Below are 12,010 nucleotides of genomic sequence, written 5' to 3'. Positions count from 1 at the left end.
AGTGATTACAACACCATCGCCGCAATCAGTCCGAAGACGATGAGCGGGATGTTGTAGTGTAAGAACGTCGGCCACACCGTCTCGCGGAGGTGGTCGTGTTGACCGTCGGCGTTCAAGCCGCTCGTCGGGCCGAGCGTCGAGTCGCTCGCCGGACTACCGGCGTCACCGAGCGCGCCGGCCGTCCCGATGATGGCGATCGTCGCCTCGACCGAGAAGCCGTATTGGATGCACAGTGGGACGAAGATGGCCGCGATGATTGGGATCGTCGAGAAACTCGAGCCGATTCCGAGCGTGATGACGAGTCCGACGAGCAACATGACGAGCGCTGCGAGGAACTGCGAATCGCCCATGAGCCCAGACGCACCGTTGACGAGGGGCTCGATCGCCCCGGTCTCACGAATGACGGCCGCGAAGCCGCTTGCCGCGATCATGACGAACCCGATGAACGCCATCATGCGCATGCCGCTCGTGAAGATGTCATCGGCTTCAGACCAAGGAATTAACCGGAGCACGCTCAAGAGCACGAGACCGGTCACGGCCGAGGCAATCATCGAGTCGGTCTGCAACTGGACGACGAGGACGACGAGAACGACAGCGAGTGTCAATCCGATCTTCAACGGGCTCAATTGACGCAACTCGTAATCTTTCGGGCCGAGTGCGATCGTCTCGTAGTCGCGCGGCTTCCGATAGTGGATGAAGGCGGCGATGAGACCGAATACCATACCGAGAGCCGGGATGGCCATGATGCCGACAATATTGACGTCGCCGACGGCCATCCCGTTCGTCTCGACGTTCGGCAGCAAGATTTCATTCAAATAAATGCCCCCGAAGCCGACAGGCAAGAGCATGTACGGCGTGACGAGTCCGAACGTGAGAATGGTCGCCACGAGGCGTCGGTCGAGCTTCAACTCGTTAAATAAGACGAGTAAAGGCGGGACAACGATTGGGATGAATGCGATGTGAATCGGCAAGACGTTTTGTGAGCTGATCGCGAGTAAAAGGAGGAGCGACAGCAAGAGCGCCTTGACGAACAAGACGTTCTTCCCGGTGACGTCACGACCGGACATGGCGATCAACCGTTCGGCCAAGACGTCCGGGAGTCCCGTCTTCGAGAGACCGACGGCGAACGCACCGAGGAGCGCGTAGCTGAGCGCGATGGACGCGCCACCGCCGAGCCCGTCGCTAAACGCGGTGAGCGTATCGTTGAAGCCAAGCCCTCCGACGAGCCCTCCGACGATGGCGGCTAAGATGAGCGATAAGACAATGTGCACGCGACTGATGGCGAGCGCGAATAAAACGATGACTGCTAATAAGACAGCGTTCATAAAAGACAACACCTTTCTCCAAAACTCTTTCTCTTATTATCACTTTAATATGATAAAGACTTTTGAAATTTAACATATGAGACCATGCTTGTCAAATCAAGTGTTGAAAAAAGCGATAACTCCGAAAAGTTATCGCTGGCTCGTCATAATTCGACGTTGTGATATACCTGGCGCACGTCCTCGAGGTCTTCGAGCACGTCAAGGAGCTTCTCGAACTGCTCTTTCGACGCGTCGTCGAGGGTGATCTCATTTTGTGGGAGCATCGTCAGTTCGGCGACTTCGAACGAGTCGATACCGGCTGATTTGAATGCGGTTTGGACGGCGTGGAATGCTTCCGGATCAGCATAGACGATGACCGTGTCTTCTTCTTCAAGCACGTCACGCACGTCAAGGTCATGTTCCATCATGAGTTCGAGCACGTCGTCCGCACTCATGCCAGAGACGCCGATGACGGCCGTGGCATCGAACATGTAGGCGACCGAACCGCTCACACCCATATTGCCGCCGTTCTTCCCGAACGCGGCACGGACTTCAGACGCCGTCCGGTTGACGTTGTTCGTAAGCGTGTCGACGATCATCATCGAGCCGTTCGGACCGAATCCTTCATAGCGCAACTCGTCAAAGTTCTCTTCGTCGCCACCTTTCGCCTTGTCGATGGCGCGGTCAATGATGGCACGAGGGACGTTGTACGTCTTCGCGCGCTCGACGACGAACTTGAGCGCTTGATTCAGTTCAGGATCTGGCTCGCCTTGGCGGGCGACGATGTAGATCTCCCGACCGAACTTCGCATAAATCCGGCTCGTGTTGGCGTCTTTTGACGCCTTTTTCTCTTTGATGTTGTTCCATTTACGACCCATTGCATGTCATCTCTCTTTCCATAGTTCGATTGATTCACTGTCGATTATATAAGAAGCGCGGGACATTGACGAGTAAAAATCATCCCTCGCTCTTGTCCATCTTCTCGACAATCTCGGTCAGTGTCTTCAAGCTATCAATCAATCGTGCGGTCTCGTCCTCATCTAAAAAGGCGAGGCGATCTTCGAACAGGCGGCGGAACGAATCGCGTCGTTCCCGAAGGACCTGTTCGCCTTTCTCGGTCAATTGATTCCAGATGACGCGGCGGTCACGCTCGTCCGGCACACGGGTGATGTATCCTTCATCGACGAGTTTCGTGATGAGCGGCGTCACGTTCGGTGGGGCGATTGATAACGTCTCGCTAATGTGTCCGTTTGTGACGGCACCCTCGTCTTCAATCAACATCAATAGATGAAAATGAGAGAAGTTCAAGTTCGGGATTTGGGGCAAGTCCGAGCGGCGAAGTAATTTTCTACGAATCAATGGGATCAGTTTAACGAACTGATCGGCTGCATCTTGTCTAGGCATAGGTCTATTCACTTCCTAATCAGGTTCTACTTCCCATTATACACGAGTGGGGGACAGCTTGGACGACCAATCCTCATTCCGTGACATTTTGCACAGCGCTTCCGTCGCATCGTGGACATAACGTTTGTAAGCGTTTACATATCGTCTGTACCTTATTTTCATGAAAACGAATAAGATTTTACTGAGCATCATCTGAAAAAGCAATCCCTATCCTCATTCTTCTAAAAAATCTTGTGAAACAGTTCACATTGTTGTCACGCACAAAATCGGAAAATCGGTGTATTCTATGAATGTGAAGGAAAGCACAAACTCTTCTTGAACTAACTGATTGCCCCGTGCTCTCCATCAAGTCAGACTTATCAGCTCTCATTCATGAGGAGGAAACCAACATGGCAGTTAAAGAGAAAGCAGTAGTAGAGACATCAGCAGAACAGATGGTCGACACGCTCGTCACACAAGCGCATAAAGCGCTCGATACGTTGATGACGTTCGACCAAGAGAAGATCGATGCGATCGTTCAAGCGATGGCGCTCGCCGGACTCGAACAGCACGTCGCTCTCGCAAAACATGCATATGAAGAAACAGGTCGTGGTGTATTTGAAGACAAGATGATCAAAAACATCTTCGCGACAGAATATATTTACAACTCGCTCCGTGGCGAGAAGACGGTCGGCGTCATCGAAGACGACGAGCAAAACGGCATCACGTACATCGCCGAGCCGGTCGGTGTCGTCGCTGGGGTCACACCGGTGACGAACCCGACGTCAACGACGATGTTTAAAGCAATCATCGCCATCAAGACGCGTAACCCGATCATCTTCGGTTTCCACCCGTCGGCACAACAGTGTTCAAGCGAAGCGGCACGCATCCTTCGTGATGCAGCCATCGAAGCTGGCGCACCGGAACACTTGATTCAATGGGTCGAAAAACCGTCACTCGACGCGACGAAAGCACTCATGAACCACCCAGGCGTCGCCATGGTCCTCGCAACAGGTGGAGCGGCGATGGTGAAATCGGCTTACTCGACTGGTAAACCGGCCCTCGGTGTCGGACCAGGTAACGTACCTGCTTATATCGACAAAACAGCAAAAGTGAAACGTGCCATCTCGGACGTTATCTTGTCGAAAACGTTCGATAACGGTATGATCTGTGCGTCTGAACAAGCGATTATCGTCGACCAAGAAGTGTATGAAGAAGTGAAAGCGGAAATGACGGAACTCGGCTGCTACTTCTGCTCACCAGAAGAGAAAGCGAAACTCGAGACACTCGTCATCAAAACAGACTCATGTGCGGTCAACCCGGAAATCGTCGGGAAACCGGCAGCCTGGATCGCCGAGAAAGCTGGACTCAGCGTTCCGGCCGACACGAAGATCTTAATCGCCGAACTCGAGACGGTCGGTGCGACAGAACTTCTCTCACATGAAAAATTAAGCCCGGTGCTCGGTGCCTATAAAGTTCAATCGCGTGAAGAAGGGTTCGCCATCGCTGAGAAGATGCTTGAAATCGGCGGCCTCGGTCATACGGCAGCGATTCACTCGACAGACGAGGACGCCATTATCGCGTTCGGACTCCGGATGAAAGCTTGCCGCATCATCGTCAACTCGCCAACGGCACACGGCGGGATCGGTGACCTCTATAACGAAATGACACCGTCGCTCACGCTCGGTTGTGGGTCGTACGGGAAAAACTCCGTCTCTGAGAACGTGACGGCGAAACATCTACTCAACGTGAAAAAGGTGGCGAGACGTCGCGTGAACATGCAATGGTTTAAAGTCCCTGAAAAGATTTACTTTGAGAAAAACTCAGTCCAGTACCTTCAATCGCTCACATCGAAAAAACGGGCGATGATCGTCACGGATGAAATGATGGTCAAACTCGGATTTGCCGATAAAGTCGTTAAAAACTTGCCTGCTGGCGTCGAGTACCGCATCTTCGACCAAGTCGAGCCAGACCCATCCGTTGAGACGGTCATGCGCGGTGCTGAAGCGATGCGTCACTTCCAACCAGATATGATTATCGCGCTCGGTGGCGGTTCGCCGATGGATGCCGCGAAAGGCATGTGGCTCTTCTACGAACGCCCAGAAGAGAAGTTCTCGAACCTTCGCCAAAAATTCATGGATATCCGCAAACGGACGTACAAGTTCCCGACGCTCGGTAACAAGTCGATGTTCGTCGCCATCCCGACAACATCAGGTACGGGTTCTGAAGTGACACCGTTCACGGTCATCACAGATAAGAAGAAAAACGTGAAGTACCCGATCGCTGACTACGCGATCACACCGGACGTCGCCATCGTCGACCCTGAGTTCGTCATGACGGTCCCAGCGTCAATCACGGCCGATACAGGAATGGACGTGTTAACGCACGCCATCGAAGCGTACGTCTCAGTCATGGCTAACGATTATACAGACGGACTTGCGCTCCGTTCGATGAAGATGATTTTCGATTACCTCCCGAAAGCGTATGAGAACGGAAGTGACGCCGAAGCCCGTCAGAAAGTCCACAACGCATCGACAATGGCTGGTATGGCGTTCGCGAACGCGTTCCTCGGCATCAACCACTCGATCGCTCACAAAATCGGTGGCGAGTTCCACGTCCCACACGGACGGACGAACGCGATTCTCATGCCACACGTCATCCGCTACAACGCGACACGCCCATCGAAACTCGCGGCGTTCCCGAAATATGAGTCGTTCATCGCCGACGAGCGTTACGCAGAAATCGCGCGCTACCTCGGACTTCCAGCGAGCACGACGGAAGAAGGCGTCGAGTCACTCATCCAAGCTGTCATCGAGCTCGGTCAGCGCTTGAACATCAAGCTCTCGTTCAAAGCACAAGGCATCAAAAAAGCGGACCTCGACGCGAAAGTCGACAAGATGGCGGTCGACGCGTTCGAAGATCAATGTACGACGGCCAACCCGAAAATGCCGCTCGTTGAAGAATTGAAAGAGATCATGTACGCTGCTTACGAAGGCGTATAACCAACACAGGCGACCACTCAAACGAGTGGCCGCCTTTTTTCATTCGAGCAGGGAGAGTCCCATGAACAAGACGATGATGAGTAAAGCGATGACGTTGAACCAGACGACAAACTTGATGGCGATCTCGGCCCACCTTTTTTCTTTTAATGGAACCGGCGTCGGGACTGAAACGGCCGAGATGCTGACGGATGGCCAAACCGTGACGATCGAACCGTATGAATCGGAAATGCCCTATACGGAATTCGTTCAGACCGGGACGACAGATGAGGAAGTGATTGTGATGGCACGACTCGATAGCAGTGGATACGGGGACCATGCGTTAACTGGCCTCGGTGGTGCCTCGATTCTGTATCAAGTCATTCAAGCGATGGATGACGTCAAGACGAAGGCGACGATTCGCTACGTCTTTTTGAACGGGTACGGGGAAGGGTACGAGGCGAGCACGCATTACCTTGGCATGTTGGAAGAGCGCGACGTGACAACGAGAACCGTCATGTTGCTTGACTTGATTGGGACAGGTGATACGGACCGCTTCGTCAAAACGCACGGCATGAAGTCGTATCCGTTCATGGACAGTGCAGCGTTTGAAGATGTCGAAGTGAGAAGTTTAGGGGTGTCGATTTTAGACGAATATCGACAAGCCGGCATCGATGTCATCTCGATGAACGATTCGCTCACAGCGAGCCAGGATGTTTTTACCGAGGACGACACGATCGATCGGCTATCGGATGACGCGATGCGCGAGCATGTAGACTGGATAGTCGAGTGGTTAACGACACAATAAACGAATGAAAGACTGCTGACGAGACATGGTCGGCAGTCTTTTCTATATGAAATAAAAAGATGAATAAACATCTGAACAGAGCTTTATCTATACATTGATTACATAATAATGGAAACATGGTACGCTCGTTTGTAGGGATTGAGGTTCGAAAATCTAACTGATGAAAGGATGAGACAAATGAAAGATACAATTCAAATATATAAGCTGACGATGCTCACGATCATCGCGATCAGCAGCGGCTATATCGCTTGGCACGTCGATGAGCTGATCAATGCATTACTTCATATTTCCTCCGCACTACAAGCGTTGACCTAATCCATTTATATTTCTTGAATCATAGTTAGAGCTCGGTCAAAGACGTCTGCATGGACAAAGCATGCTAGAAAAGTTCCATCGCCCGCAATGCAAGGAATAGATAATATAGCGTCGGGATGAACGTGAGCACCAACCCCATCGATTTCGTTCGTTGCTTGAATTGCAACAGGAACCCAATCGTCCACAGCAGGAACCATAACATGAAATACCAGCGATAGTCTGGCGTGTCCGTTTCGGCTATGCCTGGACCGCTCAACCAAAGTGAACAGGCCAACACAAACAAACCGGATAGGACGTTCCAGCCATACCGAACCATTTTTTCGAACACTCTCTCATTCCTCTCGTAATTTGACTTGTCGTCTCCATCAGATGACGCTATGTGTTCTTTCGACAAATGGTAGTATTATCCTTTTAATTTATACGATCAAAGAAGAGGGATGGGGATGCCCCACCTGTCCGTTCATCAGTTTTGCTCGATACGTCTCGTGATGTCCGGTATGATGAAAGAGGAGGCGATACGATGGAACAAAACTTAACGATTACAAGACCTTACGGTGAATTGATTGGAACACTGCAATTACATGACACGCCGCGAAAGACGGTCGTCATCTTGAGCGGGAGCGGACCGAGTGACCGCGATGGGAACATGGGTCCGTCGTCGTTCGGAACGTATAAAAAATTGGCAGAGGCACTGTTCGAGATGGGCGTCAACGTCTTTCGATATGACAAACAAGGGATTGGCGAATCGGACGGCGACTTCAACAAAGTCGGGCTGCACGACTTGATCGACGATGCGATCGCCGTCGTCAATCAAGTCAAGCGTTTGCCAGAGGTGACCGACGTCGTCATTCTCGGTCATAGCGAAGGGGCGGTCATCGCACCGGCCGTTCAACTCGAGACGAAAGCGACGGGTTTGATTCTCTTAGCCGGATTTAACGACGCGTCGAAACAGATGTTTTTGCTTCAAGCCGATGCGCTCGCCAATGAGATCGGGTCCGTCAAAGGGTTGAAAGGGATGTTTTATCGCTTGACCGGCGTCCCGGCGAAAGTGCGCAAACGGCAAGATGAATTGTTCGAACGCTCGCTGCGGACGAACGTCGCCTCATTCAAATTCCGAGGCCAAATCGTCAATGCGAAGTGGATTCGGGAGCACGCCTCGTATGACGTCCGCGAGCGGCTCGAGCACGTGCGTGTACCGGTCCTTGCCATCACCGGTGACCGTGACGTCCAAGTCCCGCCGGAACACGTTCATTCCGTCAGGACGAAAGGGGACGTTACGAGTGACATCTTGAAAGACATGAACCACTTGCTCGTCGAGCGGACCACGCCGCACTCGTTGCTTCAGTTGCATAAAGAATATCGTGATGCCATCGAGGCGCCGCTACACCCTGTTTTAATCCAAAAGATTGACGAATGGCTCCAAAAGCAACAATGAACAGTCAAAAACGGTCACTAGTTGACCGTTTTTTATGTTATAATTGTGACAATTAAAAAATAAATGAACGAATATGAATGTTTTTGATTGTTTTTTGAATGTAAACGCTTTATATTATAACTACGGAGGGAATATGATGTTAACGAAACAACGACATCAATTAATTTTGCAACGGTTATCGGAACAACGGATCGTCAAATTGAAAGAACTGGTCGAATTGACAGAAGCGTCAGAGTCGACGATTCGTCGTGATTTGACCGATCTTGAGGCAGAAGGTTATTTAGAACGGGTCCACGGTGGCGCCACGCTCGTCATTCACCCGGAAGAAGAACCGACGTTTGAAGAGAAGCGTGACCGTCACGTCGATGAGAAAGTCGCGATCGCACGGAAGGCCGCGACGTTCATCGAGGATGGGATGTCCGTCTACCTCGATGCCGGGACGACGACACAAGCGATGGTCCCGTTCTTAACCGGAAAACAAGTCATCGTCGTCACGAACAGTCTTCCGATTGCGAACGACTTGTTCGACCTCGATATTAAAACGTTCGTTATCGGTGGTGAACTGAAGCGTTCGACCCAGGCGCTCGTCGGCTATAACGCCCGCGAGAGCATGATGAACTATCGGGTCGACCTCGCATTTTTAGGCATCAACGGCGTCGACCTTGAAGCCGGTTATACGACACCGGATCCAGAAGAAGCCCTCGTCAAAAAAACGGCGATTGAACTCGCTCGTACGGCGTACATCTTGGCAGATGACTCGAAATTCGGGAAACGATCATTCAGTCGAGTCGCGCCGCTCGAGGCGGCGACGCTCGTCACACTGTCAGATGTCGCGTACGTCCGTTCAATCGAATCTACTACAAAGGTGGTGAACGCCCAATGATTTACACGTTAACGCTCAACCCTTCGATCGACTACTATGTCACGTTACCAGAAGTCGTGCTAGGAGAAGTGAATCGGATTCAAGAGACAACACAAACCGCAGGCGGCAAAGGAATCAACGTCGCGTTCGTCTTGCGTGAATATGATGTCGAGACGGTCGCGCTCGGTTTCGTCGGTGGATCGACCGGTGAATTTATTAAACAAGCGCTAAAAGACAAGGGTGTCCAAACGGACTTCATCGAAGTCGCGGGCGAGACCCGAATCAATGTCAAGATTCGGGCCAAAGAAGAGACGGAGCTCAATGCGAGCGGCCCAGTCATTCAAGATAGTGAGCTCGAACAGCTGACGAAGCAGTTCGAACACGTGAGCCCAGGTGACATCGTCGTCCTCGCGGGCAGCATCCCGGGCAACTTACCGAGCACGCTCTACCGGACGCTTGCCGAGAAGGTACGGGCCAACGGGGCCGAATTCGTCGTCGATACGACGAAGGAAGCGATGCTCGAAGTGTTGTCGCTCGAGCCGCTCATGATCAAACCGAACCATCACGAGCTCGGCGAACTGTTCGATACGGACATCGAGACGTTCGAACAGGCACTCCCCTTTGCGGAGAAGCTCGTCGAACGTGGAGCGCAAAACGTCATCGTTTCGTTCGCCGGTGACGGCGCGATGCTCGTCAACGCGAGCGGAGCCTATACGGCCAATACGCCGAACGGGAAGCTCGTCAACTCGGTCGGAGCCGGTGACTCGCTTGTCGCCGGGTTCGTCGCCAACATTCTCGACCACGACGCGTCGGAGGCGTTCCGCTATGCGGTGACGACCGGCAGCGCGTCTGCCTATACGTTTGGCCTCTGTACGAAACAAGACGTGGACCGCTTGGTCGGCGAAGTCGACGTCACCCCACTATCTCGATTGGAGGAAACAACATGAACATCACGGATCTGCTCAAAAAGGACACGATTCAATTGAATCTCGGCAGCCGTACGAAAGCCGACGTCATCGAAGAACTCGTCGACGTGCTCGACCGGGCAGGAAAACTTTCGGACCGGAACGGCTATCGTGACGCCATCCTGGCGCGTGAAGCGCAAAGCACGACCGGTCTCGGAGAAGGAATCGCGATTCCACATGCGAAGACGAAAGCGGTCAAAGAGCCGGCAATCGCGTTCGGACGCTCGGAAGGCATCGATTATGAGGCGCTTGACGGGCAAGACAGCCGCTTGTTCTTCATGATCGCAGCGGGTGAGCATGCGAACAATGAGCACTTGGAAACGTTATCGAAATTATCTGTCTTCCTTATGGACCCGAACTTCCAAGAACGCCTTTACGCTGCGACTTCTGCCGATGACGTCATTCGGGCCATCGAAGAGAAAGAAGCGGCTGAAGCGGCTCCGGTCGAAGCGAAAGCGGTGAACGAAGACGCGCCATACATTCTCGCTGTCACGGCGTGTCCGACAGGGATCGCGCACACGTACATGGCCGCCGATAGCTTGAAACAAAAAGCGGACGCGATGGGCGTCGAGATGAAAGTCGAGACGAACGGATCGACCGGAGTGAAAAATGAATTGACTTCGGCTGACATCGCGAAAGCGACAGCGATCATCGTCGCGGCGGACAAGGCGGTCGAGATGGACCGCTTCGCCGGCAAACACGTCATCGAAGTTCCGGTCGCCCAAGGGATCCGGAAACCGGAAGAATTGATTAACCGTGCCGTGAAGCAAGATGCGCCGGTTTATCAGTCGACTGGTAAATCTGGTGGCGAGAAAAAAGAACAGCGCACCGGTGTATACAAACACTTGATGAGCGGGGTCTCAGCGATGCTTCCCCTCGTCGTCGCGGGTGGTCTCTTGATCGCACTCAGCTTCTTCTGGGGCATCAACTCGGCGAATCCGGACGATCCGTCATACAACGAATTTGCCGCACAACTCATGACGATCGGTGGCGCCGCGTTCGGGTTCCTCGTTCCAGTCCTTGCCGGTTTCATCGCGATGTCCATCGCCGACCGTCCGGGTCTTGCACCAGGTCTCGTCGCCGGTTTCCTCGCAAGTGAGGGTGGGGCAGGGTTCCTCGGTGGTCTCATCGCCGGTTTCCTCGCAGGTTATGTCGTCGTGTTCTTGAAGCGTGCGCTCGCGAATTTGCCGGCCTCACTTGAAGGAATCAAGCCAGTTCTCTTGTTCCCGCTACTCGGTTCATTCATCTCAGGGATGATCATGTTACTCGTCGTCAACGAACCGATTGCCGCGTTCATGACATGGCTCATGGAAGTGCTCAACGGCATGAGCGGTGCGAACGCCGTCTTGCTCGGCGTCATCGTCGGAGGCATGATGGCAGTCGATATGGGTGGTCCGATCAACAAGACCGCCTACGTCTTTGGTACAGCAGCCCTCACGGCCGGAAACCAGGAAGTCATGGCGGCTGTCATGGCCGGTGGGATGGTCCCGCCACTTCTCGTCGCACTCGCATCGACTGTGTTCGCACGTCAGAAGTTCTCGAAACAAGAGCGTGAGGCAGGGAAGACCGCCTACGTCATGGGTGCATCCTTCATCACGGAAGCAGCCATCCCGTTCGCAGCGGCTGACCCGATTCGCGTCTTGCCGTCAGCGATTCTCGGATCTGCCATCGCCGGTGGATTGTCAGCATTCTTCGCCATCCAATTGCCTGCACCGCACGGCGGCATCTTCGTCTTCCCACTCCTTGAAGGAGCCGGAAACGTCGTCATGAGCATGGGGCTTTACGCACTTGCGATTCTCGCTGGTGCCTTGATTGGAGCACTCCTCCTTTCATTCTTGAAAAAACCACTTACGACTGCGACCGCTACACCTACACCGAAACAAGACGTCGCGTAAGATGAACGACCGTGGACAGACCACGGTCGTTCTTTGTCGCTAAATTGTCTTTGGATTTGCTTGGC

The 12,010-nt window shown here is 53.0% G+C and carries 11 protein-coding genes; 7 read left to right on the top strand and 4 right to left on the bottom strand.

Annotated elements, in window-relative coordinates; all coding sequences use genetic code 11:
- Window positions 1–5: 5 nt before the first annotated feature.
- The 3 genes from DI14_RS02370 to DI14_RS02360 form a co-directional block, all read right to left on the bottom strand.
- A complete protein-coding gene (locus DI14_RS02370; protein WP_034804719.1) occupies window positions 6–1,325 on the bottom strand; it encodes a Na+/H+ antiporter family protein in 1,320 nt (439 codons plus the stop codon).
- 143 nt (window positions 1,326–1,468) lie between these two features.
- Entirely contained in the window at window positions 1,469–2,182 is a 714-nt protein-coding gene (locus DI14_RS02365; RefSeq protein ID WP_034804718.1) for a YebC/PmpR family DNA-binding transcriptional regulator, read from the bottom strand.
- Between the two features lie 79 nt (window positions 2,183–2,261).
- On the bottom strand, window positions 2,262–2,708 hold the full coding sequence (locus DI14_RS02360) for a MarR family winged helix-turn-helix transcriptional regulator (protein ID WP_034804716.1): 447 nt from the start codon (window positions 2,706–2,708) through the stop codon (window positions 2,262–2,264).
- Between the two features lie 389 nt (window positions 2,709–3,097).
- On the opposite strand from DI14_RS02360, the gene adhE reads away from it, so the two are divergent.
- The 3 genes from adhE to DI14_RS15410 all read left to right on the top strand — a co-directional run bounded on the left by adhE (window position 3,098) and on the right by DI14_RS15410 (window position 6,788).
- A complete protein-coding gene (gene adhE / locus DI14_RS02355; protein WP_034804715.1) occupies window positions 3,098–5,689 on the top strand; it encodes a bifunctional acetaldehyde-CoA/alcohol dehydrogenase in 2,592 nt (863 codons plus the stop codon).
- A gap of 61 nt (window positions 5,690–5,750) precedes the next feature.
- On the top strand, window positions 5,751–6,473 hold the full coding sequence (locus DI14_RS02350; protein WP_034804713.1) for a M28 family peptidase: 723 nt from the start codon (window positions 5,751–5,753) through the stop codon (window positions 6,471–6,473).
- Window positions 6,474–6,650: 177 nt separating this feature from the next.
- Window positions 6,651–6,788 carry a hypothetical protein gene (locus tag DI14_RS15410; RefSeq protein ID WP_156028770.1) on the top strand — a complete coding sequence of 46 codons (138 nt, stop codon included), beginning with the start codon at window positions 6,651–6,653 and terminating at the stop codon, window positions 6,786–6,788.
- A 64-nt stretch (window positions 6,789–6,852) separates the two neighbouring features.
- On the opposite strand, the gene DI14_RS02345 is transcribed toward DI14_RS15410, so the two are convergent.
- On the bottom strand, window positions 6,853–7,116 hold the full coding sequence (locus DI14_RS02345; RefSeq protein WP_034804710.1) for a hypothetical protein: 264 nt from the start codon (window positions 7,114–7,116) through the stop codon (window positions 6,853–6,855).
- 192 nt (window positions 7,117–7,308) lie between these two features.
- Here DI14_RS02345 and DI14_RS02340 point away from each other — a divergent pair, with 192 nt between their 5' ends.
- The 4 genes from DI14_RS02340 (at window position 7,309) to DI14_RS02325 (ending at window position 11,945) form a co-directional block, all read left to right on the top strand.
- Window positions 7,309–8,223 carry an alpha/beta hydrolase gene (locus DI14_RS02340; protein WP_034804707.1) on the top strand — a complete coding sequence of 305 codons (915 nt, stop codon included), beginning with the start codon at window positions 7,309–7,311 and terminating at the stop codon, window positions 8,221–8,223.
- Window positions 8,224–8,359: 136 nt separating this feature from the next.
- Entirely contained in the window at window positions 8,360–9,106 is a 747-nt protein-coding gene (locus DI14_RS02335; protein WP_034804704.1) for a DeoR/GlpR family DNA-binding transcription regulator, read from the top strand.
- Complete coding sequence (gene pfkB, locus DI14_RS02330) at window positions 9,103–10,032, top strand: 1-phosphofructokinase (RefSeq protein WP_034804701.1); 930 nt, start codon at window positions 9,103–9,105, stop codon at window positions 10,030–10,032. Before DI14_RS02335 ends, pfkB begins: the two co-directional genes overlap by 4 nt.
- Complete coding sequence (locus DI14_RS02325; RefSeq protein WP_034804698.1) at window positions 10,029–11,945, top strand: PTS fructose transporter subunit IIABC; 1,917 nt, start codon at window positions 10,029–10,031, stop codon at window positions 11,943–11,945. The genes pfkB and DI14_RS02325 overlap by 4 nt, the downstream gene beginning before the upstream one ends.
- Window positions 11,946–12,010: the final 65 nt, after the last annotated feature.

Origin of the sequence: Exiguobacterium sp. AB2 (genome assembly GCF_000696055.1) — a bacterium.
GTDB classification, from domain to species: domain Bacteria; phylum Bacillota; class Bacilli; order Exiguobacteriales; family Exiguobacteriaceae; genus Exiguobacterium; species Exiguobacterium alkaliphilum.
The sequence above is the reverse complement of the archived record's forward strand: the minus strand, read 5'-3'. Positions and strand labels throughout refer to the sequence as shown.